Annotated in this window: 23 protein-coding genes, 1 pseudogene and 1 riboswitch; of the genes and pseudogenes, 9 read left to right on the top strand and 15 right to left on the bottom strand. The window is 35.9% G+C overall.

Annotated elements, in window-relative coordinates; genetic code table 11:
- Positions 1–419: 419 nt before the first annotated feature.
- Both KM885_RS11730 and KM885_RS11725 read right to left on the bottom strand, forming a co-directional pair.
- A pseudogene (locus tag KM885_RS11730) lies at positions 420–1,196 on the bottom strand (3-hydroxybutyrate dehydrogenase).
- A 24-nt stretch (positions 1,197–1,220) separates the two neighbouring features.
- The gene (locus KM885_RS11725; RefSeq protein WP_216884023.1) at positions 1,221–2,405 is read right to left on the bottom strand and encodes an acetyl-CoA C-acetyltransferase; all 1,185 of its coding nucleotides are present in this window, start codon (positions 2,403–2,405) and stop codon (positions 1,221–1,223) included.
- A gap of 377 nt (positions 2,406–2,782) precedes the next feature.
- Between KM885_RS11725 and KM885_RS11720 the strand changes: the two genes are divergently transcribed.
- Both KM885_RS11720 and KM885_RS11715 read left to right on the top strand, forming a co-directional pair.
- Complete coding sequence (locus KM885_RS11720) at positions 2,783–3,337, top strand: CDP-alcohol phosphatidyltransferase family protein (RefSeq protein WP_047186839.1); 555 nt, start codon at positions 2,783–2,785, stop codon at positions 3,335–3,337.
- A 125-nt stretch (positions 3,338–3,462) separates the two neighbouring features.
- The gene (locus tag KM885_RS11715; RefSeq protein WP_128715745.1) at positions 3,463–3,618 is read left to right on the top strand and encodes a small, acid-soluble spore protein, H family; all 156 of its coding nucleotides are present in this window, start codon (positions 3,463–3,465) and stop codon (positions 3,616–3,618) included.
- 79 nt (positions 3,619–3,697) lie between these two features.
- Here the strand turns inward: KM885_RS11715 and KM885_RS11710 are convergent, their stop codons facing one another.
- Positions 3,698–4,261 (bottom strand): NADPH-dependent FMN reductase, encoded by a 564-nt coding sequence (locus KM885_RS11710; protein ID WP_047186837.1) that lies wholly within the window; start codon positions 4,259–4,261, stop codon positions 3,698–3,700.
- 322 nt (positions 4,262–4,583) lie between these two features.
- On the opposite strand from KM885_RS11710, the gene KM885_RS11705 reads away from it, so the two are divergent.
- Both KM885_RS11705 and KM885_RS11700 read left to right on the top strand, forming a co-directional pair.
- A complete protein-coding gene (locus tag KM885_RS11705) occupies positions 4,584–4,922 on the top strand; it encodes a hypothetical protein (protein ID WP_052771799.1) in 339 nt (112 codons plus the stop codon).
- 153 nt (positions 4,923–5,075) lie between these two features.
- On the top strand, positions 5,076–5,267 hold the full coding sequence (locus tag KM885_RS11700) for an H-type small acid-soluble spore protein (protein ID WP_216884022.1): 192 nt from the start codon (positions 5,076–5,078) through the stop codon (positions 5,265–5,267).
- Positions 5,268–5,330: 63 nt separating this feature from the next.
- On the opposite strand, the gene alr is transcribed toward KM885_RS11700, so the two are convergent.
- Positions 5,331–6,497 carry an alanine racemase gene (gene alr, locus KM885_RS11695; RefSeq protein WP_216884021.1) on the bottom strand — a complete coding sequence of 389 codons (1,167 nt, stop codon included), beginning with the start codon at positions 6,495–6,497 and terminating at the stop codon, positions 5,331–5,333.
- A 113-nt stretch (positions 6,498–6,610) separates the two neighbouring features.
- Between alr and KM885_RS11690 the strand changes: the two genes are divergently transcribed.
- Positions 6,611–7,672, top strand: coding sequence for a YkvI family membrane protein (locus KM885_RS11690; RefSeq protein ID WP_216884020.1), 1,062 nt, complete (start codon positions 6,611–6,613; stop codon positions 7,670–7,672).
- 602 nt (positions 7,673–8,274) lie between these two features.
- Here KM885_RS11690 and KM885_RS11685 read toward each other — a convergent pair.
- The 3 genes from KM885_RS11685 to htpG form a co-directional block, all read right to left on the bottom strand.
- The gene (locus KM885_RS11685) at positions 8,275–8,685 is read right to left on the bottom strand and encodes a Spx/MgsR family RNA polymerase-binding regulatory protein (protein WP_047186833.1); all 411 of its coding nucleotides are present in this window, start codon (positions 8,683–8,685) and stop codon (positions 8,275–8,277) included.
- Between the two features lie 51 nt (positions 8,686–8,736).
- Positions 8,737–9,351, bottom strand: a complete 615-nt coding sequence (locus tag KM885_RS11680; RefSeq protein ID WP_047186832.1) for a TetR/AcrR family transcriptional regulator — start codon at positions 9,349–9,351, stop codon at positions 8,737–8,739.
- A 441-nt stretch (positions 9,352–9,792) separates the two neighbouring features.
- Positions 9,793–11,670: a molecular chaperone HtpG gene (gene htpG, locus KM885_RS11675; protein ID WP_047186831.1), complete on the bottom strand. Its 1,878-nt coding sequence runs from the start codon at positions 11,668–11,670 to the stop codon at positions 9,793–9,795.
- Positions 11,671–11,810: 140 nt separating this feature from the next.
- Here htpG and KM885_RS11670 point away from each other — a divergent pair, with 140 nt between their 5' ends.
- Positions 11,811–12,527 carry an NAD-dependent protein deacylase gene (locus tag KM885_RS11670; RefSeq protein WP_047186830.1) on the top strand — a complete coding sequence of 239 codons (717 nt, stop codon included), beginning with the start codon at positions 11,811–11,813 and terminating at the stop codon, positions 12,525–12,527.
- A gap of 48 nt (positions 12,528–12,575) precedes the next feature.
- Here the strand turns inward: KM885_RS11670 and KM885_RS11665 are convergent, their stop codons facing one another.
- The 3 genes from KM885_RS11665 to fabF all read right to left on the bottom strand — a co-directional run bounded on the left by KM885_RS11665 (position 12,576) and on the right by fabF (position 14,976).
- The gene (locus tag KM885_RS11665; protein ID WP_047186829.1) at positions 12,576–12,872 is read right to left on the bottom strand and encodes a rhodanese-like domain-containing protein; all 297 of its coding nucleotides are present in this window, start codon (positions 12,870–12,872) and stop codon (positions 12,576–12,578) included.
- Positions 12,873–12,994: 122 nt separating this feature from the next.
- Entirely contained in the window at positions 12,995–13,609 is a 615-nt protein-coding gene (locus KM885_RS11660) for a YpjP family protein (protein WP_047186828.1), read from the bottom strand.
- A gap of 125 nt (positions 13,610–13,734) precedes the next feature.
- Positions 13,735–14,976 (bottom strand): beta-ketoacyl-ACP synthase II, encoded by a 1,242-nt coding sequence (gene fabF / locus KM885_RS11655; RefSeq protein WP_204798564.1) that lies wholly within the window; start codon positions 14,974–14,976, stop codon positions 13,735–13,737.
- Between the two features lie 146 nt (positions 14,977–15,122).
- Between fabF and csaA the strand changes: the two genes are divergently transcribed.
- Both csaA and KM885_RS11645 read left to right on the top strand, forming a co-directional pair.
- A complete protein-coding gene (gene csaA, locus KM885_RS11650; protein WP_047186826.1) occupies positions 15,123–15,455 on the top strand; it encodes a chaperone CsaA in 333 nt (110 codons plus the stop codon).
- A gap of 264 nt (positions 15,456–15,719) precedes the next feature.
- Positions 15,720–16,529 (top strand): YitT family protein, encoded by an 810-nt coding sequence (locus KM885_RS11645; protein ID WP_047186824.1) that lies wholly within the window; start codon positions 15,720–15,722, stop codon positions 16,527–16,529.
- Positions 16,530–16,588: 59 nt separating this feature from the next.
- Here the strand turns inward: KM885_RS11645 and KM885_RS11640 are convergent, their stop codons facing one another.
- Together KM885_RS11640 and serC are read right to left on the bottom strand one after the other, a co-directional pair.
- Positions 16,589–17,788 carry a phosphoglycerate dehydrogenase gene (locus KM885_RS11640; protein ID WP_060668612.1) on the bottom strand — a complete coding sequence of 400 codons (1,200 nt, stop codon included), beginning with the start codon at positions 17,786–17,788 and terminating at the stop codon, positions 16,589–16,591.
- A gap of 15 nt (positions 17,789–17,803) precedes the next feature.
- Positions 17,804–18,886: a 3-phosphoserine/phosphohydroxythreonine transaminase gene (gene serC, locus KM885_RS11635; RefSeq protein WP_145524083.1), complete on the bottom strand. Its 1,083-nt coding sequence runs from the start codon at positions 18,884–18,886 to the stop codon at positions 17,804–17,806.
- Between the two features lie 346 nt (positions 18,887–19,232).
- Positions 19,233–19,310, bottom strand: a riboswitch (ZMP/ZTP riboswitch).
- A gap of 225 nt (positions 19,311–19,535) precedes the next feature.
- On the opposite strand from serC, the gene KM885_RS11630 reads away from it, so the two are divergent.
- Positions 19,536–20,138 carry a hypothetical protein gene (locus KM885_RS11630; protein ID WP_047186821.1) on the top strand — a complete coding sequence of 201 codons (603 nt, stop codon included), beginning with the start codon at positions 19,536–19,538 and terminating at the stop codon, positions 20,136–20,138.
- 122 nt (positions 20,139–20,260) lie between these two features.
- Here KM885_RS11630 and KM885_RS11625 read toward each other — a convergent pair whose 3' ends face one another.
- From KM885_RS11625 to KM885_RS11615, 3 genes are all read right to left on the bottom strand, one after another.
- Positions 20,261–20,836: a uracil-DNA glycosylase gene (locus KM885_RS11625; RefSeq protein WP_047186820.1), complete on the bottom strand. Its 576-nt coding sequence runs from the start codon at positions 20,834–20,836 to the stop codon at positions 20,261–20,263.
- Positions 20,837–20,915: 79 nt separating this feature from the next.
- The gene (locus KM885_RS11620; protein ID WP_047186819.1) at positions 20,916–22,496 is read right to left on the bottom strand and encodes an FMN-binding glutamate synthase family protein; all 1,581 of its coding nucleotides are present in this window, start codon (positions 22,494–22,496) and stop codon (positions 20,916–20,918) included.
- Positions 22,497–22,745: 249 nt separating this feature from the next.
- Positions 22,746–23,762, bottom strand: a complete 1,017-nt coding sequence (locus tag KM885_RS11615; RefSeq protein ID WP_047186818.1) for a DUF1646 family protein — start codon at positions 23,760–23,762, stop codon at positions 22,746–22,748.
- Positions 23,763–23,973 lie beyond the last annotated feature (211 nt).

The raw sequence follows: 23,973 nt of genomic DNA, 5'->3' as shown, positions 1-23,973 counted from the left end.
AAACTATCGGAAACAAAGGTATTGTGAAAAGTTTTTTGAGACACTTTGGTACTGTCTACTTGACAGAAGCAGGTGTATCCCCTCACGGACTTTTCCTGGCTCTTTTCCATGAGTTTTGTCCGTGATGACTCCTCTCTCGACCTTTTCCTTGTTCATTTTCATAAGTTTTGTCCGTGATAACTCCTCTCTCGACCTTTTCCTCGTTCATTTTCATGAGTTTTGTCCGTGATAACTCCTCTCTCGACCTTTTCCTCGTTCATTTTCATGAGTTTTGTCCGTGATAACAAAAAGGCCAACTTTTTTTACAAAAAGTTGACCTTGTCTATTATCATATATTGTAATATCCTTAATAACTTCCGTTGCTTTTCAAGTTTCTTCAAATTATTTCTCTCACTTGTAGTATAACTAGTCAATCTGATTTATTGTGCCGTATACCCACCATCAAGGACAACGGCTTGGCCGGTTACTCCTTTGGCTTTATCACTTGCTAAGAATAGAGCATAGTCCGCTACTTCTTGTACATCAATTAACCTCTTTTGAGGAACAAGTGGATAAAGGACTTCTTCTTTCACCTATTCAACCGGTACATTACGTGTTTTTGCTAGATCTTCAAATTGTCCTCGGACCAAAGGTGTATCAATATATCCAGGGCAAATAGCATTTACCGTAATACCATTTTCAGCCGTTTCTAACGCAGCAACCTTTGTTAATCCTATCAATCCATGCTTTGCACTATTATATGCTGCTTTCCCAGCAAACCCTATTAACCCGTTAATAGATGCCATATTTAAAACACGACCAAACCCTTGCTTTTTCATAATTGGAAAGGCATGTTTCATAGCGATAAATGGTGCAATCTGCATAACCTTAATCATAAATTCAAATTTTTCTGTTGGGAAGTCTTCAATTGGTGCGACATGTTGAAGTCCGGCATTATTAATTAAAACATCAAGTCTTCCATATTTTTCAACTGTTTGATGGATAGCACTTTTTATATCCTGTTCTTTTGTCACATCTACCTTTAAACCGATACAATCATGACCCTTCATTTGTAAATCCTTCGTCACATCTTTAAGCTTTTCATCATTAATATCAGATAAAACAACCTTTGCCCCATTTTTCAGAAACTCGACAGCAACCTGGTACCCAATTCCGCTTGCTGCTCCGGTGATAAAAACTACCTTTTGGTTAACCAATTTGCGTCCCTCCAAAATCGTATGTTAGTTTTCCATTTCTACAATGCTGCTAACGCCCATGCCACCGCCAACACAAAGGGTTGCTAAGCCAAAGCGGTCGCCTCTTCTTTTCATTTCGTAAAGTAATGTAACTAAAATTCTTGCTCCACTTGCGCCAATTGGGTGGCCTAAGGCAATAGCACCACCATTTACATTAAGCTTGTCTTTGGGAATATCTAAATCTCTTCCAACAGCCAATGATTGTGCTGCGAAGGCCTCATTTGCTTCAATTAAGTCAATATCACTCATCGAAACTCCTGCCTTTTGAAAGGCTTTATTCGTTGCAGGTACAGGACCAATACCCATGATTTTTGGATCTACTCCAGCAGACGCGTTTCCACGTAAAACAGCTAAAGGTTTCACTCCCAATTCTTTTGCCTTTTCTCGACTCATTAATACCAATGCAGCTGCACCATCATTTATTCCAGACGCATTCCCCGCTGTAACCGTTCCATCCTTTTTAAATGCAGGTCTTAATTTTGACAACTTCTCAGTAGTTACCCTGTCACGTGGGAACTCATCTTGAGCGAATGTTATTGGATCTCCTTTTCGTCTAGGAATAACAACAGGAACTATTTCCTCATTGAACTTACCATTTTTAATTGCTTTTTCCGTTTTTTGCTGACTCCAGGCAGCAAATTCATCTTGTTCTTCCCTCGTTAAACTATATTTTTCAGCAATATTTTCCGCTGTTATCCCCATATGATACTCATTGATAGCACATTGTAAACCATCATTGATCATACTATCGACAACTTTACCGTCCCCCATTCGGAAGCCTTCTCTTCCCTTAGGTAAAAGATATGGAGCTAAACTCATATTTTCCATCCCACCAGCAACCACAATTTCTGCATCACCTACTTGAATGGATTGGGTGGCAAGGTGAACAGATTTTAGACCGGAACCACATAGATTATTAATGGTAGTTGCCGGAACTTCCTCAGGTATACCAGCTTTAAGTGCAGATTGGCGTGCTGGTCCTTGTCCTAATCCCGCTTGAAGGACATTTCCCATAATAACTTCATCCACCTGGTTACCTTCTAATCCTGCACGATGTAGTGCTTCTTTTATAACAATCGTACCTAATTCGGTTGCTGGTGTATTACTCAACATCCCCATAAAGCTTCCTATCGCTGTACGTACCGCGCTAACAATAACTACTTCTCTCATTATTTAACCTCCCGCTTTTTCTTCTTTCCGTCTATGTTTAAATAATAAAACATTTATTTGAACCATAAATTATAATAATAGATGAACGTATGTATATTTTACCTAAATAAACAATAGAATCCTAGTTTCGACTGTTACATAATTTTTAGTTAATGATGGATATTATTTGCCAGAAGTAGAAATAGTCTTATTAACATGATAAAAATGATACAATAAAGAAGACTTCCATCAGTAAGGGTTTTCCTTTATCTCCTATTGATGGTTAGCCGTACTTATCGAATCTTTACGGGCAGTTGATCTCCCTCAATCTTGAGGTGAGAGTCTTACTGCCTGTTTAGGTGGGATAAAACTTACAAAACATTTAGGAGGATGTTGGTGTGAAGCTAACCAAAAGGGAATGGTTGACTATCCCAAATATTTTATCTTGCATCAGGATCTTGCTTATTCCTTTCTTTATCTATATCTACTTCAGTGCAACGGAGACAAATGATTATTATATTGCAGCATTTATTATCTTTTTATCTGGTTTAACTGATTTATTAGATGGCTTTATAGCAAGAAAATTCAACCAAATAACAGAACTCGGAAAAACGTTGGATCCTATTGCTGACAAACTTACCCAAGCCGCAATTGTCATTTGCCTTGTATTTCATTACCCATATATGTGGATTTTAGTATTATTAGTGGTTCTTAAAGAATTATTTATGGGTATCAATGGACTTATTTTATTAAAAAAAGGAAAAAAGCTAGATGGTTCAAAGTGGTTTGGAAAAGTATCAACCACGGTATTCTATGTTGCTATGGGCCTATTTATTGCATTTCCGGAATTAAACTTACAAGTAGCAGCTATTCTAGTCATTACTACTGGAATCTTCCTTACTATTTCTTTCATTATGTACGCCCTTGAATTTATTCATTTATATAGAGCCTGAGTGAACAAAAGCAGATTGTTATGATGCAATTTGCTTTTTTGTTCTAAATCAGACTTCAACTGCATGGTTTTATTATAACGTGGAGAGAATATTAATAATTACCTAAAGAATAAGGTGGTTATGCAGTGGATAAGAAGAGGGTAAGAGAAATTATGGATTCCCATGATTTAATCCCTGTGAACTATAATGGTAGGTCCGTTGTTATGAATCAATATGATGAACATAGTCATATGGTTAAAGTAATTCCCCTTGATAAGTGTGGAATTGTCCCAATTGAATGAGTCATTTAATAAAAAATAGAGTGCATCCTTTAGCACTCTATTTTTTTTAAATCTTCACAAGAACGAAAACTACGAATAATTAACCTCTAACTGTTTTAAGAGCTTTACTCCAAGCAATTACTTGATTAAACATTTCAGTTGCATTAGCTTCATGGTAATCAGCTGGTTTGAATACGCTGAAATTCTCAAAGTCGGCTAATAATGAGAATGTTACTGCAGTACGAACGTCTGCTACTTGAAGTTCACCTAAAATTAGACGTAGGTTCTCATGAGCACGTGTTCCACCTAAACTTCCGTATCCAACGAATCCAGCAGCTTTATTGTTCACTTCTGGGTTTAAATAATCTAATGCGTTCTTCAATGCTCCACCAATTGCATGGTTGTATTCTGGTGCAATAATGATATATCCATCAAAAGAAGCAATTTTTTCTGACCATGCTTTAATTGCCTTTTCAGCTTCGGCTTGTTGTGTTTCTGGAATCTCAGCACCTAGAAATGGCAAATTGTAATCGGCAAGATCCACTAATTCGTATTCTACATCAGCATCGTTACGTTTGTTAGCAAAGTCAAGTGTCCAGTTTGCAACAGCTTCTCCATTACGTCCTTGACGTACACTTCCTAAAATAATACCTATTTTTAACATAGACTTATATTCCTCCTATATGATAAATGTATGCCAAATTATTTTTAATTAAACATACTTTAATTGATAATAATATAACATCATTTTCAACTTATTGCAAGATATTTAATTCCCTTTTATTATATGGTTACTAAAAGTAATAAATGATTCATTTAGTCCAATATTTAAGGTCATTAATAATGTTTTTACCTCAAACCATGTTAAGCAATCTCTATTTTCTATCGAGGAATAGTTGTTAGTCTATTTTATATAAATCTGAGCCTTTACCTATTCAGCTACTTTTAGATAAACATAGGTTATTATATGGAAAGGAGGAAATTGCATGTCTCACAGTGAGGATAGAAAAAGTAAGAAGGACCATGATAACGTAAATGACGTTAACATTCATGCAAGCAGAGTTTTCATTAAGGCGAAAGAAGTTTTTGTAAAAGATGATAATGTTAGGGATAGAGACTTTGACCGCAAGAAACGTCACCATGATGATGATGGCGGTAATTCCGACCGTAAGAGACATCGCCATGATGATGTAGGCGGTGATTTTGACCACAAGAAACATCATCATGATGACAAAGACGGAGGTTCCGACCGTAAAAGACATCACCATGATGATGACCGTGATAACACTAATCGTAGAGATCCATGGTCACGATTACTATTTTAAAACTAAATAATTAGATTCTCAGTGGATCTCTAGAAGAAAATGGATGATATCAATTAGAATATTTCGGTCCCTCCTACAAAAAATATAAGTAAATGAATTCTTCCATCCCCTAACAGCTAGAAAAGGCGTAAAATGCAAGTTAAGGAGGACATCATGGATAGTAAAACAGCACAAGATATTTTGGAATCCATTGAGATGATTAATGTAAACTACCATGGCATTCCTGTATATATTCAAGCAGTAAACGAACAGGAAGGAACTGCAACTATTTTTCCTCTTGATGATATGCACCATGTACAAGAAGTCGATTTAAACGGGTTAAATCAGGTGAATTTAATACAGTGAAACATAACACTCCGTAAACCTGCGCTTAGGTTTACGGAGTGTTTATTCATTACTACTTCATTATTATAATCCTTTTGCATGATGTAATTTTCCATTTTGAATATAGACGCGTGATACACGTCTTCCAATTAAACAGACTATTTCATAGTGGATGGTTTGTAACTGTTCCGCAACTTCATCCAAAGAAATAAAACCTTCACTAGGTTCGCCAAAAATGGTGACAGTGTCCTCTTTGCTAACATAGGGTATATCCGTTATATCTATCATCGATTGATCCATACAAATCCGTCCTACAATTGGTGCCCTTTTTCCTTTTACGGAGACATTCCCTTTATTCGATAATGCTCTTGTAAAACCATCTGCATAACCGACTGGAATCGTGGCGATTTTTGAATGACTTTTCGTTGAAAATGTACAACCATAACTTATCGGTTCACCGATATCCACATTTTTAATGTGGACTGGTTTCGTCTTAAAACTCATAACTTGTATAAGTTTAATTTTATTTTTTAAATGTTCACTAGGATATAATCCATATAAGCTTATACCAACCCGTACCATGTCCATATGCATGTGAGGATAAGAAATAGTTGCTGCACTATTACAACAGTGTTTAATTGGTATTTGAATGTCATGTTCCTCCAAATAATCAACCACTGACAAAAAATGTTTAAATTGTTTATCTGTATATGTGGAATCTGAATTGTCTGCATCAGCAAAGTGAGTAAAGATCCCCTCAATTTGTACGTAATTTGATGTTAATAATGATATGAGTTCTAATGCTTCTTCTCTTTTTCTAATTCCAATTCGGTTCATACCGCTATCTATTTTAATATGCACTTTTGCGATCTTTTTTAATTCCTCAGCTGTTTTTACTATTTCCTTAGCTATTTCCTTGGTAAAAACAGTTAACGTTATATTTGAATTTATAGCATCCTCTACGGCTGTTTCTGTACTTATTCCTGTATATCCTAATACTAAGACAGGAGCATTGATCTTGGCTTTTCGGATTTGTAATGCTTCATCTAATATAGCAACGGCTAAATAATCCGCTCCTTCTTCCAGTGCTGCTTGTGCAACTTCAATCGCGCCGTGGCCATAGCCGTCCGCCTTTATCACAGCCATTAATTTTGTCTTTGGGTTAATATGATTCTTAAATGCCTTTACATTGCTTTTTAAAGCATCTAGTGATATTTCAACCCATGTATCTCGATAGCTTCCTACTGCCATGATTACTTCCTCCAATTTTAAGCAAACTAATCGTAATTGATTTTGTTAAGTGATATATTATAATTATTTCATTTTATAATAAAATAGCAAAGTAGCAAGTTTTGGAGGACGTTATGAGGGAAATTTTGAAATTAGCTAGTGCTTTTATCGGAATTATTGTTGGGGCAGGTTTTGCCTCAGGTCAAGAAATTTTGCAGTATTATACAAGTTTTGGTCTATTAGGTATTATTGGGGGAATTATCGCTACTGCCTTATTTGCCTTTCTCGGAATGGTACTTATGTTAATTGGTAGTAAGACGAAGACAAGCTCTCATAAGGATGCGATTTATGCCATTAGCGGCCCCTATCTCGGTGTACTAGTTGATATTATTCTAATACTTACTTTATTCGGTGTTGGAGTTGTGATGGTTGCTGGAGCTGGGTCAAACCTTAACCAACAGTTTGGTTTACCTTACTTCGTTGGAACAACTCTAATGGCAATTCTAATTCTTACTACTGGTATGTTAAAAATTAACAAAGTAGTTTCCGTAATTGGTAGTATCACTCCATTCCTAGTTTTATTCATTATCATTATTTCAATTTACTCCTTTTTTACACTTGATACATCCTTTGCCAATCTTGATCCAATAGCAAGAGAAGTATATACACCACTACCGAACTGGATTATTTCTACCATCAATTATGTATCTTTTAATATTGCGTTAGGTGCCTCTATGACATTAGTTATGGGTGGAGCAGAAAAAAATATTAAAACGGCAACACTTGGTGGTCTCGTTGGAGGACTTGGTCTCGGTGCATTAATCATTTTAAGTAATTTAGCCATCTTCTCAAAAATTGAAACGGTAGCAGCGGACGATATGCCTATGCTTTCCATCGTGAATAGTATATCCCCAATACTTGGGAGTATCATGTCTGTTATCCTTTTTGGGATGATATTCAATACCGCTATTAGTATGTTTTTCTCTTTAACTGCACGTTTTGCAAAAGTTGGAACAAGAAGGTTTAAAGTGCTCTTGACTATTTTCCTCATTTTAGGATATATTCTAAGCTTTATCGGCTTTACTGATTTAGTAAGTCAATTCTACCCACTCATTGGTTACTTAGGACTAGTATTGATTGGTACTTTGATTGTTACGTTTTTTCGAATGCAATTTAGAAAGAGAAGTCATGAATAAAGAACAAAGGCTTAAGCGCCCGTTTAGCGACGTACGGACTGGACTGAGCCGTAGGAGATAAAGGAAACACGACGAACGGAGTGAGTCGATGTTGACTTATCGTACGGAGGTGAAGGAAGTCTCGCTAGTCGCTGGGCGCTGGAGCCGGACGTGGCTATTTCTGTATCTAAGGTTATCCATAGCCGCACAAATTTTATAATTTTCTAATAAGCAACAAAAGGTGGAAGTATATCAGCTATACTTCCACCTTTAAGAATGAGGATAATTTAAAATATGCTCTTTACACGTTTGAACAAAATCTTCCGGTGATGACTTTACGATGTAGGAATACACTCCACAAGATGTATATAGATAGAGAAGACCCCCATCCCCACCAATGAAGCGATAGGAGATATCCAGAACATCTTTTATTGGAAATTCGCGATGTTCCGTTACAATTCGGTTATCATAAAGGTATATTGTACGTTGATGTTCAACCCGAGTCATCTCAACACTATTTATCTGCCTTTCAACCTTTACATAAGATTGCTCAGCTATTACTTTAATAAGACTCCCCCCTAAGTGGGTTTAATTAATGAACATTACGCACTTTCGTAGTAGTTTTACCCTTCAGCAAATTGGATATTATTCATTCGCCACTTCAACCACTGATACTCTCTCGTTTTTCGAGGTAAAAATTGACGAATATCATCTTCATGATACCCTACTTGTAGTCTCTTTTCATCCATTATTATCGGACTTCGAAGCAACCTTGGATATTGATGAATTAATTCAAGTAACTCTTGTAGTGGAATCGCGTCCATATCTAGATTTAAATCTTTATAAATTTTGGAACGAGTAGAAATAATCTCGTCTGTTCCATCCACTGTCATTCGTAATATCCCTTGAAGTTCGTTTACAGTTAGTGGGTTCTTTAAAATATTCCTTTCTACAAATGAAATGTCCTGATCTTTAAACCATTGTCTTGCTTTCCTCGTCGATGAACAAGATGCGCCAAATATTTTAACTGTCATTTATCATACCCCATTTTCCTAAATATTCTAGTATAGTATTCGTTAAATATATTAGTTTTTATATAGTCCATTCTTTAATAAGTTCATTTCAATTGTAAAATGTTCAATTGCTTCATCATCAGACAACTCTTTTGAAAACTTTTCTACAAAGTTTCGAAACACAACTGCTATGACAATTTGTAACATATGGTAGATTTCCGTATCGTTTTTAGTATTTAAACGATCCTTATCAATCATTTCAATTACTTCATTGAAAAATCCTGTGTCATGTTTCCCTTTAAAAGCTGCTGTAAAAGCATCTTCAATTTTATGTGTTACATGGAGCAGAGCATTTTTTAGGAAGTCAAATTCTCTATCATCGGGGAGTTCAACTAAAAACTCATAATAAAAATCCGTCACAGCGTTTATAATATCACCGTCATGTTCCTCCAGCTTTTGGAAAAATTTAATTCTCCTAGCATCTGTCTCCTCTTTTAGTAGATAAAAATATATATCCTCTTTGTTTTCAAAATACTGATAAAAGCTTCCTCGAGGAATACCGGCAGATTTTACTATATTGGCTATAGATGCTTCATGCAAAGGAACCCTTGCAAACTCTTCTTCCGCGGCATTAATTAAATGTTGCCTTTTTTTCTCGGGTAAATTAAAAAACGTTTGTTTCGGCAATGCACTTCCTCCAAATTCCCCTTATGACGCGATGTCACTTTTTGTATAATTTAAGTTTAAGTGACACGATGTCATTTGTCAACCAATTCATGTGACAACTTGTCATATTCTTGATCATATTGCCCTATAAATATACCCTACCATGTAATTGTGGCAGAATCATGGGATAAAGAAGACTTCCATAGGTGGGGATTTTCCTTCATCCCTCACTAATGGTTAGTCGCTCCTATCGCCTTTACGGTCAGTTGATCTTCCACTTACCTTCTATGTTTCCCAAGAAGCTTAAAGTGGGATAAAATAAAACTCCTTAATCAATACCCGTTCTATTTAAAAGTATATCCTTTTCTCTAAAAAATATACTTTAGTAGATTAATAGAAAAATAAGTGGATATATCCTTGTAAAATAAAATGAGCCCCTACTAGGAAAGTAGAGGCTTGCTTCTATTTAACCATTACTTTACAAATATCATTTGTAAAATCCACTGGGTCTTGAATAGGTAGACCTTCAATTAACAGTGCTTGATTATATAATAGATTCGTGTATAAATTTAATTTATCTTTATCATGATCATAAGCTTCCTTCAAGGACTCAAAAACATCATGATTTACATTAATCTCTAACACCTTATCTGCCTTAATTTGTTGATTATCAGGCATAGCATTAATTACTTTTTCCATTTCGATGGAAATATCCCCTTGAGCTGTTAGGCAGACAGGATGAGATTTAAGTCGTTTAGATGCTTTTACTTCTTTTACTTTATCAGATAGAATTTCCTTCATTGCATCGAATAAATCTTTGTTTTCTTCTTCTAGTTCTTTTGTTTCTTTATTATCTTCTTCCATTCCTAAATCGCCACTTGAGACAGAACGGAATTCCTTTTCATCATAATTCATGAGCATTTTAATAGCAAATTCATCTATTTCGTCTGTAAAATATAGGATTTCATAGCCCTTTTCTGCTACCATTTCTGTTTGTGGGAGCTTTTCAATTCGCTCAATTGAATCTCCTGTAGCATAATAAATGTATTTTTGATCTTCCGGCATTCTAGATACATATTCTTTTAACGTGACGAGTTTCTTCTCTTTCGATGAGTAGAATAGTAATAAATCCTGTAATACATCTTTGTTCATGCCATAGTCGCTATAAACCCCGAACTTCAACTGTTGACCAAAGGATTCATAGAATTTCTCGTATTTCTCACGTTCATCTCTTAAAATACTTAATAATTGGTTTTTAATCTTCTTGTTAATGTTCTTTGCAATAACTTTCAATTGACGATCATGTTGAAGCATTTCTCTAGAAATATTTAGAGAAAGATCTTCGGAGTCAACCATTCCTTTTACAAAACTAAAGTAATCAGGCAATAGGTCTGCACACTTCTCCATAATCAGTACACCATTCGAATATAATTCAAGGCCTTTTTCATATTCCTTTGAATAATAATTAAATGGCGCATTTTCTGGAATATAAAGAATCGCATGATAACGAACTGTACCATCAATATTAAGGTGAATATGTTTTAATGGCTTATCAAAACCGTAACGCTTTTCTGTATAGAAGTTTTCATAATCTTCATCTGTTAGCTCACTTTTATTCTTCTTCCAAATTGGTACCATAGAATTAATCGTTTGTTCCTCTATCACATCTTCATACTCATCTTCTGTGCCTTCTTTAAGTTTACTTTCCGTTACATCCATTTTAATTGGGTAACGAATAAAGTCTGAGTATTTTTTTACAATTTGTTTAATACGATACTCTTCTAAGTACTCATCATAATTTTCATCTTCTGTGTTTTCTTTGACAGATAAGATAATCTCCGTACCAACGTCCTTTTTATCTGTAGGTTCAATGGTAAAACCATCCGCTCCTGCAGATTCCCAAACGTATGCCTGGTCACTATCTAACGCTTTACTTATCACAGTAACTTTATCAGCAACCATGAACGCTGCGTAAAATCCTACACCAAACTGACCGATAATATCATATCCATCTTTTAATTCATTTTCATTTTTAAAATCGAAAGAACCGCTCCTGGCAATAGTTCCTAAGTTGGATTCAAGGTCTTCCTTCGTCATTCCAATACCTGTATCAATTACTTTTAATGTACGATTATCTTTATTCACATCAATTTTTATATAGTAATCACTTTGGTTAAAAGTAATATTATCATCTGTTAATGCGCGATAATAGATTTTATCAATTGCATCACTTGCATTAGAAATAAGTTCCCTTAGGAATACCTCACGTTTGGAGTATATGGAATTAATTACCATATCCAATAACTTCTTGGACTCTGCCTTGAACTCTTGTTTTGCCATGGTTACATCTCCTTCATCTTTTATTAGCACTCTTAAGGTTTGAGTGATAATCCCTATAAAATGTAATAACACATTCATTTTTTCATGTCAATGGAATTAGTTGTTATAATGAATAGTATAATAATCATGGAGGGAATGAAATGCTAAAAACTTGGATTCAAAATGCTAAAAATATGGTTGTATTTACCGGAGCCGGTATGTCAACAGAAAGTGGGCTACCAGATTTCCGCTCCTCCAATAATGGGCTTTGGCGAAAAAAAGACCCTAGTAAAATTGCAAGTACCGAGGCATTGAACGATAATGTGGATGAATTTATTGATTTTTACAGAGAACGTGTATTAAAAGTAAAGGAATTCAATCCACATAAGGGACATTATATTCTGGCGGATTGGGAGGAAAAGGGAAAGCTACAATCCATTATTACACAAAATGTGGATGGTTTTCATCAGCTTGCGGGAAGTAAACGTGTTGCTGAGCTTCATGGTTCTTTACAACATTTACGTTGCCAATCCTGCGGGAAGGAATACGACAGTGATGAGTACGTAAACAAGGAATATCACTGTAGCTGTGGTGGGATTTTGCGTCCTAATATAGTACTCTTTGGTGAAATGTTGCCGCAGGATGCTTTCCGATTTGCTGAGGAAGAGGCAATAAAATCTGATTTATTTATCGTTTTAGGATCTTCATTAAGTGTTACACCAGCAAATCAATTTCCTCTTATTGCAAAGGAACATGGCGCTAAGCTAGTCATTGTTAACCAAGAAAAGACAGAATTAGACCACTATGCAGATCAAGTGATACAAGACAAGAAAATTGGCGAACTACTACAGGAATTGGATAAGGAGCTATTTTCCTAAAACGAAAAGGGCTAAACCTCAAGTAATTTGAGGTTTAGCCCTAATGTATTATTGCACATCGCCTTCCCAAGCCAACATACCGCCAGCCATATTTGTTACATGATATCCTTGTTCGTTAAGGAATTCCGTTGCCCGACCACTACGTCCACCTGATCGACAAATCATGTAGTAATGTTTATCTTTGTCCAGTTCGTTCATACGTTCTGGAATTTCACTAAGGCGAATATGTAGTGCTCCAGGTATGATTCCTTGCGCTACTTCATCATCTTCACGAACATCTATTAAATGAAGGTTTTCACCTTTTTCTAATTTTTCCTGTAAATCTTTAGCAGATATTTCCTTCATTACAATCCCTCCAAACCTATTTCACTATATTTTAACGCATCTAATTCTTAAATCAAAATTAGATACCTACTTTAAACCATCTACTGAAATAAATTGATTGGTTCAAAGCAATAATTCCGTTATTATGCCATCCATTTAGGTGGAATGTTTTTATCCCAGTATAAATCCCCTATTTCATGATGTTCATTAAATCCATCTTTACTTAGATGATAGTGGAAATTAAAAAAATATCCTTCTAAGGGGCGATTCTCCCTGCGAACATCGAATCTAGCAACATCTTGCCCTTTTCTATGATCATAGACATGAAAGATTTTTTCCCCATAACCATTAGATGGAGTTTCTGTTATTTCATAATGAATATAATCATCTCCCGCGTCATCCACAAGAGTTGCAAGTACAGACTCCATTGTAGGGAGAATTTGATTCGTAAATTCATCTTCCACTTTATTAACCATTCTCGGACCGAATTTAGTCATCGTTTGGTCTTTCGCTTGATTGAGCATATCATTTATAAAATATTCTTTATGATGATGTAAAGTTTGTTCACGTTGTATATCTATAGGTTTCTCTTGTTGAATGGGAACCGTTGTATTAGAAGAATCCTCATTCTGATCTGAATTAGGGAGATTATCTTTTGCCTGGTCTGCTTGCACTTCTAGTAATGCCGTTGGTGTGTACATCCCTAATGTTGCAACCGTTGTCAGAACTACTAATACTTTTTTGAACCATACCTTCATAACGTCTCACCTTCTTCAAACCTATATATTTTATTTTAACATGTGAAAGAGTTATTTGTATGTTTCAAAAACATTAAAAATAGAAATGAATGGTGCGAATACACCATTCATTTCTATTCTTCCTTTTATTGAACAAACTTCTTAAAAACAATGGTAGCATTATGTCCGCCGAATCCTAATGAATTGGATAACGTTATATTAAGATTCTTTTCTTTAGCTACATTTGGTACGTAGTCTAAATCAAGTTCTTCATCTGGGGTTTCGTAGTTAATAGTTGGTGGCATGATAGAGTCACGAATAGCTAGAATAGAGAAAATAGCCTCTACTCCACCCGCTCCTCCTAATAGATGACCTGTCATTGACTTCGTTGAGCTTACAGATAATTCGTAGGCATGCTCGCCAAATAATTGTTTGATTGCGATTGTTTCATATAAATCATTATAAAAAGTGGAAGTCCCATGAGCATTAATATAATCAACTTGATCAGGTGAGATTCCTGCGTCTTTTATAGCCTCTTCCATTGAACGCTTTGCACCTTCTCCATCCGGTGCTGGTGAGGTAATATGATAGGCATCACCTGTTGCACCATATCCAATTAACTCAGCATATATAGTCGCTCCACGCGATAAAGCATGGTCCAACTCCTCTAACACTAGAATTCCGCATCCTTCTGCAATGACAAATCCATCCCTATTTTTATCAAAAGGCCGACTGGCACTGTTTGGATCAGAATTTTTACTAAGTGCAGTCATATTAGAAAAGCCAGCAACCGACATGTTCGTAATACATGCCTCCGATCCTCCGGAAACCATTACATCCGCTTGACCGTTTTGAATGACGCGGAAGGCATCACCAATGGAGTTTGTCCCTGAGGCACATGCTGTTACAGAGCAATTCACCATACCTTTTGTACCGAGCTCGATAGAAACCCTTCCAGCAGCCATGTCCGGTATGAACATAGGGATAGTAAATGGACTTACTCTACGTTGGCCTTTTTCTGCGAACTTTTTGAAGTTAGCCTCAAATTCACCTAGACCACCTATCCCAGAGCCGATCCATACACCAATTCTTTCCGAACTTACGTCTTTCCCAACTTTCATCCCGGCATCATCCATGGCCATTTTGCTTGCTGCAACAGCAAACTGACTAAAGCGTCCCATTCTTCTTGCTTCTCTTTTATCCATAAAATCACTGGGGTTAAAATCCTTTACTTCACCAGCAATCTTAACATCTACCTTCTCCTTATCTATTAATGTAGATTCCGCAATACCTGATTTACCTGCTTTTATGTTATCCCAAGTTGTAAAAGCATCATTTCCAAGTGGAGTCACTGCTCCAACTCCTGTAATTACGACTCTTTTTTTCACAAGGTTTCTCTCCTATTATCATTTATTATTATTCATACGTTACATTATATAGACTGAACCCTAGAATTTAAAACTTTTAAGTTTGTATACTAAAAATTACCAAATATTGCTAAAATAATAGCAAGAACAAAAATGAGGTGAATCAAATGGCAACGTTTGACGATTTTCAAAAGTTAGACATAAGAATTGGTACAATTGTTGAGGCCAAGCCTTTCCCCGAGGCGCGTAAACCCGCAATCAAGTTAAAAATTGATTTTGGAGAAGAAGTTGGATTCAAGAACTCATCGGCACAAATAACAAAACGATATGAGGCTGAAAAGTTAATAGGCAGACAAGTGGTTAGTGTCGTTAACTTCCCTCCTATGAGAATTGCAGGATTCAAATCAGAAGTTTTAGTAATTGGTGGTGTACCAGAAGAAGGCGATGTTGTCCTCCTACAACCTGACGAGCCGGTTAAAAACGGAACACCTATTGCTTAACATGGAGAATGCCTCTAAATAAAAGAGGTGTTCTTTTTATTTCCAAATTGAAAATAAAGAAGGTTAAATGGGTTACAATTTTAGTTGGACAGTTTTGTTAAGGTTCGTTACACTAGGAAAGCTTGACATGATTAATGATACCGTGAGAAAATTTATACCCTTCTATCTGTTAAAAAGTGAATCCCCTGGTCATAATAAGAGAAACTCATTCCATGGGGCTTTGGTAAGAAAACTTACCGAAATGAGTAAGAGGAGATATCATTTATGAAATACTTTATTGTTATTATTAGTTCATTTATTATTAGCTTTGGCTTTAATTTCTTCTTAGTTCCTCATGAAATTTTAAGTAGTGGACTTAGTGGGATTGCTATTTTAATTGGTTTAATCACTCCATTCGATATTGGGTTATTAAACTTTGTACTAAACTTACCTATTATCATTCTTGGTTACTATAAACTAGGCAAGGAAATTACCTATAATACGCTTCTTTGCGTCATTTCTCTTTCCATCTTTTTATATGTATTGCCAGTTCACGCTATAGCGGAGAACACATTACTATCCGCTATTTTCGGTGGAGTCATTAGTGGAATTGGTGTTGGTCTGATATTAAAGTACTCTGGGTCATCGGGCGGTTTAGATATTATTGCAATTATTATATCAAGAACTAGTAATGTAAGTGTTGGACTTCTATTAACTGCAATGAATGGCGTTATTGTCCTGTTCTCAGGCTTTATCTTTGGTTGGGATCTTGCTTTATATACATTATTATCTATCTATATCACGGGTAAAATTATTGACGCGATTCACACGAACCACATTAAGCTTACGATGCAAATTGTTACGACAAAAGGAGAACAAATACGTCAGGATCTATTACAATCTATATATCGCGGTATTACCATTACAGATGGTTATGGTGGATACACGTTAGAGAAAAAACAAATCTTAATGATCATCGTTACTCGCTATGAAACCATAAAGGTAAAGGAAATTGTTAGAAAACACGATGCAAAAGCATTTATAAATATTTTTGAAACCGTTGAAGTCGATGGAGAATTTGCAAAAAATACCTAACAACTAAAAACAACCTGTACCTCACGAAAGGAACAGGTTGTTTTTTTAGAGTATCTTAGTTAAATGATGCGAACAGTAACCATATTGTCGATTTCACCGATAGCCTTTAGCAAGCTAGGAACAACATCTCCGTTAACTTCTTCATCGATATCAATCATGGTATAGGCATAATCTCCACGACTTCTGTTAACCATGTCAGCGATATTTAAGTCATGTTCAGAAATCACGGATGTAATTCGACCAACCATGTTTTTTACATTATGATGAAAAGCAGCAACACGTCGTCTACCTGTATAAGGAAGCGTTGCATTCGGGAAGTTAACAGAATTTACAATGTTTCCTGTTTCTAAAAAGTCTTTCACTTGATGAGCTGCCATTACTGCACAGTTTTCTTCAGATTCACTAGTTGAAGCACCAAGGTGTGGGATAGAAACAACATTATTCATTTTGAGTACTGTTTCATTAGGGAAGTCTGTAATATATTTTCCTACTCTTCCACTTTCAAGTGCAGCTTCCATGTCTACCTCATTTACTAATTCTCCACGAGAGAAGTTTAAAATATGAACACCGTCTTTCATAACCTTAAATGCTTCTCTATTGAACATTCCTTTTGTATCATCCGTTAAAGGAACGTGAACCGTAATATAGTCAGAATTAGCATATACTTCTTCCAAAGACATCGCACGTTGTACATTACGGGACAAATTCCATGCTGTATTGACTGAGATAAATGGGTCATATCCAATAACATCCATACCTAAATGTAGAACATCATTCGCTACAAGAGAACCAACAGAACCTAATCCAATAACACCTAATGTTTTTCCTTTAATTTCCTTACCAACAAATTGCTTTTTACCCGCTTCTACAAGTTTAGGAATTTCCTCGCCTTTATTTTCAATTGTTTTAGCCCAAGTGATTCCTTCAAATAGATTACGAGAAGACGCCATTAAAGAAGTAATCACAAGTTCTTTTACAGCATTTGCATTCGCGCCAGGTGTATTAAACACAACAATTCCATTTTCTGTACATTGATCGATTGGGATATTATTAACCCCAGCTCCTGCGCGTGCAATTGCTTTTAAATTTTGGTCAAATTCCATGCCATGCATGTTAAAACTACGAACTAAAACCGCATCTGGACTTTCAACATCATGATCAACTGTATATTTTTCTGGATCAAATTCCTTCAGACCTATTTCAGCAATTTGATTTAATGTTTTAATCGTTTTTACTTTACTCATCGTTACTGTAGCCATTTATATTCCCGCCCTTTATTGATGTTTTTGTTCAAATTTCTTCATAAACTCTACTAACGCTTGAACTCCTTCAACCGGCATTGCATTATAAATACTAGCTCTCATTCCACCAACAGAACGATGGCCTTTTAATGTTTCTAACCCTGCTTCTTTTGCCTCTTTCACGAACAAAGCGTCTAATTCCTTTGACGGAGTAACAAAAGGTATGTTCATGATAGATCTTGAACTTCTTTCAACAGGAGAAGTAAACATGTTAGACTCTTCAATACAACGGTATAAAATGTCCGCTTTTTCGCGGTTCACTTTTTCTATTTCTTTTAACCCACCTAGTTCTTTGATCCATTCAAAAACTAATTTCGCCATATAGATAGCAAAAGTTGGAGGGGTGTTGTATAAGGAGCCACTTTCACTATGTGTTTCGAAATCCAACATGGTTGGACAGTTATCTTGTGCCTTACCAATGAGATCTTCACGGATAATGACTACCGTTAATCCCGCTGGACCAATATTCTTTTGAGCCCCAGCATATATTAAACCAAATTTCGAAACATCTATTTCTTCAGATAGAATATTAGAAGACATGTCAGCTACTAATGGTACGTTTCCTATATCTGGAACTTCGCGAAAAGCTGTACCTTCAATTGTATTGTTTGTAGTAATATGAACATAAGCTGCCTCAGGATCAATCATTCCTTTGTTTACAGCTGGTATATAGGTGAAATTTTTATCCTCTGAAGAAGCAATAACACGGATGTCACCAAATTTCTCCGCTTCTTTTATAGCCTTTTTAGACCATGAACCTGTATTAACGTAATCTGCCTTTTTGTTTTCACCAAATAAATTCATAGGAATTGCCGCAAACTGTTGAGAGGCTCCCCCTTGAAGGAAAAGTACTTTATAATTTTCAGGAATCCCCATTAATTCTCTTAAAAGTTGCTCTGCTTCCGTGATAATATCAGTAAACCAACCTGAACGGTGGCTTAACTCCATTACGGACATTCCGGAATTATTGTAATTGACTAGTTCCTTTTGAGCCTTTTCTAATACTTGTAATGGAAGCATAGAAGGACCTGCTGAGAAATTGTAGACTCTATTCATTGTTACCTTCACACCTTTATGTTTGATAAAAAATCTATGAAAATAAATGTAATACTCAAAACAATTAACAAAGTAATTATATTTTACAACAATCTAGGACTTATTAGTAGGTCAAATTTCCCTTTTGTAAATTTTCCCACTAAAATTCCGTGTTCAAAAAAGAGGATGAAAAGGACCGAGCAGTTCGAGGCGGCGTAGCTTTGAGTACCGGAACGTATGCAACTAATACGTGAGGAGCGGAAAAGCAAGCCAACGAAGAAATGCGAAGTGTCATTTTCACCGGACTTTTTGAACAACATCTAAAAACATAAAGAGGCAAGGGTCTATCGCGAACGATCAAATCCCTTACCTCTGCCCAGGCGAACGGCTTATAAACTATGTGCTCCCTCGCGGTAATCCGCGTTCGCCAGTTACACATAGCCCTTTAAATTTAATTTAATCTTAACAAAATTTCCGACCTCATTCAACCCTTTTTATAGTAGTGTAGTATTATGGGAAACAATTCAGCATTCGGAATTAAACAACCAGATGGTTAAACTTCAAAAGTTGTTATTACCTTGATATTCTGGTTGTATATAGGTTACCGACCCTGCTAAAAAATTTGTAAAATACAAAAAGGAAAATGCTATTTCTAAAGGGGAATTCACAAATGTTTGTTTCTGTAAGTCAATATACGTTGAACAAAGGTTCATTTGAATCTTTATTACCTTTCCGTTTTATTACTCCACAAAAGAGTTTAATTGAATTAACTTCTTTTGAGGAACGAACAAATAGTTCAGCCTACTTATACCTACCATTAGCACGTAAAATTATTGATTCCGCTTATGGTTCATTCGGTTCATTTCCTATATTAGGGTTCATAGAAACCTACTCAGGAGAAGAAGTTGAAAAGGTACTTAATGAAAATCATATACATTACAGATTGCATAAAAAGACTCAAGGGACACAGGTTTTTCAAGTTTCACTAAAGAGTATGTATGATTTAGAAGTATTCTTTCCAATTTGGGCTGAGTCAGGAACGGATTCTTTATTTAACGCTGTTACAAATGAAGAAGAAGCCTTAGGGCTATGTTTAGATGACCTAAGTATAAGGATTTCTGAAGCAGCAAAAAGTCCCACACTTTGTTTTTCTTATGATTTACAAGGGTTATTTATTCTTGGATCTTCCGCTTGGGAAGACCTAAGATTGATTAAAGATTTGTTCATAAAAGAGGAGATTGAAATTTTAGATGAAATTAATATTATATTGTAATAACATTAAAATTAGGAATAGCAGACATTGAAGACTATATTCGTAAATTTTAAAAGGCTCTCCATGACTCGATATGGCAAGCCTTTTTATAAGCTTATTTATTAACCCATGAATCCCAACATCTATCTTTTAGCCTTCAACTCTGCTGCAACGAATTGCATATCCTCCAGAAATAATGGATATAAATTTGGCCTACGTCGAACGGCAAGTGGATGATAAGCAACTGTTGTTTGGTATCCTCCGACTTCATACCAGCTCCCTCTCAATCCTTTTACATCCAACTCCTGATTACGGAAAAATGACTGTACCGCGACATTTCCTAAACACAAAATTAGAGACGGTTTTTGTACCTCAAGTTGATTTTCCAAATGACGCATGCAGATTGCCCTTGTTCTGTCCTTCTCATATGCACGAATAGGTTTTCTTTTTAAAATATAAGTAACGTAAATCTGTTCTTTCTTTAATCCTGTTTCAAAGACCGCCTTTTGCAAAGTCTGTCTTGTTCCACATACAAAGGGACTTCCTTCACGATTTTCTCTTGCTCCTGGATTATCTAATACAATCATAATTGGAGCCCTAGGAGTTCCTTCTCCCCAAATCATACGTGATCCTTGATCATACAACCCGCATTCTTTACAGTCTTTTTGAATCTTTGGCGTTGGATCTTCTGGCCAAATCTCTGGGCAAAAACAAGACATACAGTTCACTCCTTGAGACATAGAAAATATATAGGAATCCTTTTATTTCGACTGAAAAACGGCTAACCCCTTGGGGGAATTATTCCAAGAATATCCTATCTTCCAAAGGCGATACCTTACCTTTTTCATCCTTATATACGACGTGCTCCTCTTTAAACTTCACGGGTGAATCTAAGCCAGCAGCAGCAGCTATACGAAATAACCCTTTTCTCATCGATATTACATAGTTTGCAGTTCGATGTTTCTTCTCCTCAATGACAAGGGCCTTTTGTAAGTCAGGGTCTGTCGTTGCAACCCCTACAGGACAAGCATTGGAATGACACTTCAATGCTTGAATGCATCCAACTGTGATCATAAATCCCCTTGCAATATTTACTAAATCTGCTCCCATGGCTAGAGCAACAGCTACGCGATCCGGAGAAATGAGTTTACCAGAGGCAATAATCTTGACCCTATCCCTTACCCCGTAGTCCACTAAAGCTTTGTGGACTAATGGTAAGGCAGACTTAATAGGTAACCCTACCCCATCAGCTAATTCCTGATAAGATGCACCTGTTCCTCCCTCTCCACCATCTACTGTAATAAAATCGGGCCCTACTCCAGTCTCTTTTATTTGTTTTGCTAATTCTTCTGCTTCATGGAAACTACCAATAACAACTTTCATTCCAATAGGCTTTCCTGTCGTCGTTCGTACATCCTCCATAAATGAAAATAAAGAGGCTAAGTCACTAAACTCTTTAAAGCGATTCGGACTATCAATCGACTTAAATGGCTCCACCATTCGAATTCTTGCTATTTCTTCTGTTACCTTTTCCGCATCAATATGGCCACCTCGAGTTTTGGCACCTTGTCCTAGTTTTAATTCAAATGCTTTGATTTGGGGAACTTTTGCCTTTTCCTTTAACGCCTCCCAGCTAAAATTCCCTTTCGGATCTCTTACACCAAAAAGTCCAGGACCAATTTGCATTATAATATCGACGTTCCCTTTAAGATGGTATTCAGATAGTCCGCCTTCTCCAGTATTCATCCAACTCCCTTTTGCCATGCCCAGTCCTTCAGAGAGTGCTGTAATTGCTTTTTTCCCCAATGATCCATAGCTCATCGCAGACATTCCAATTTGTCCTTTCACAACGAAAGGCTGTTCACAATCCTTACCAATTACGATGGCATCTTCATCTTTTAATAAATATGCAGGTGATTCATGACTTTCCAGTATTTCCTTTCGGTGCATAAATAAAGGTTCCTGAAGTAGCAAGTATCTATTTGTTGTCACCTTACTATCAACGTCCATATTAATTTCCTCTGTCAGTTTTGGAAACATTGAATTACGTATATAGTAACCCGGCTTTTCAAAGTCCCTTAAAGATCCAAACCCAATCACATCACGTTTATATTTCGCTTTCTTTACAACATGCTGGTATTCATCTCTATTAAATGGTTTTCCTTCTAAATCACTATTAAATAAGTATTGTCTTAATTCAGGACCAATCTGTTCTAGGAAATACCTTACCCGTCCCAAAACTGGATAATTTCGTAAAACCGGATGTTGCCTTTGATTTCGATCTACAAAAAATAAATAGAGTAGGATCACAATGATAGACGCCAAAATAAAAGCGCTAAAGATAAATGCTATAATGGTCATCGTATCTGCTATGTTCAAGTAAAATACCTCCTTAACTAGTAACTTAGTGTCCCCCGTCATTCACTTTTTACAAGTCTTTTTTTTCACAAAAGGTGTGGAGGTCTAACATTTCTTTTTAAACATATTAAAAATCCACCTTGTTTCACAAGATGGATTTCTTTGGTAGCAAGGGAGTATAAAGCTTTCTTTCTGCATGAGCATAACTCCCTAACCAATATTTAATTATTAATAAAAGCTTGTCCATTTGCTAAGTCTTAAATGGATCCCTTATCCAACAATCAAAAGATAGATAAAGAATAAAACCATTACACCTAAACCAAAAGGAGCTCCAAACTTCGCCCATTCTTTACTCGTAATTCCTAATTTGTTGGCTGAAATAATATTAGGAATATTTCCTGGGATGAGCATTCCTCCACTAATAATAAGCCCTAATAATAAGAAACGAATTGTACCGGCATCCATTGATGGGCTAATTTCCGCAGCAGCTAGTGTAGCATTATCAAGAATAGCGGAAATCATATTGATCCAATACAGTACGCCCGGCTGTAAATGTAATAGGTACATATTTACAAGCGGCTCGAATCCTGCACCAAGAAGTGTTAGTCCCATAACAAATAGATATATTTTAATGGAACGAATGATAATTTCTGGATATCCCTCAGCCTCATTGCTACCTTCTAAGCTACTGTCACTTTTACCTGGTTTTAATGTAAAGAATGCAATAATACCAATCGCAACTACAGCAAAGATAACCTCTAAACCGATTAAGTTAAATAAATAGAAGAACTCTTCGTTTAATTTATTTGTAGCAATGGTTGATAACGGCTCACCAATTGGGGTTAACACAGCACCCAATCCGATAGAAAAGCAAGCTAAAATAACAGCACGGATTTCTGTCTTTCTATCTAGCTTCAATGTACTTACAATGGATACTAACACGATTGCAGCAATTATTGCAGTAATCACACTAGATAACAATCCTAAAATAATAATGATTAAAGCCAAAAATAAGCGGATGTTCATTTTCTGACTAATACTTAATATGGACTTTTCAATAGGGCCCTTCATCCATTTAAATAGTAATCCAGCGATGAGTACAGCTAATGTAATGAATATTGGATCCTTCAAGGCGTCGAACCATAATTCCTTGTTAAGCACTCCACTTACAATTGCTGCCAACAAACCCATAACAAATAAGAAAGGTTCTAAATTCTCTTCAATGGGTTTTACTAGAAATGGTAAAAATAAAACTAGTAATAATATGATAACAAGACCAATAACCATAGTATATTCCCCCCAATTTAAATAATTTAAATTTCGCTAAAAATATGTAATGAAACAAAATTGACAAAATATAATTTGCGAAAATATTACATTTAGTTCATTCCACTATTTTACCATAATTTACTTTAGATGTTTACTTTCACTTTTAAAACTATACGTAATTTTTTGCCAATACAAATAGACTTAACATGGGTCTAATGACTATTCTCTC

The sequence above is a fragment of the Oceanobacillus caeni genome (genome assembly GCF_019037185.1).
GTDB classification, from domain to species: Bacteria; Bacillota; Bacilli; order Bacillales; family Amphibacillaceae; genus Oceanobacillus; species Oceanobacillus caeni.
This window is presented reverse-complemented; position numbering and strand designations above follow the sequence as displayed.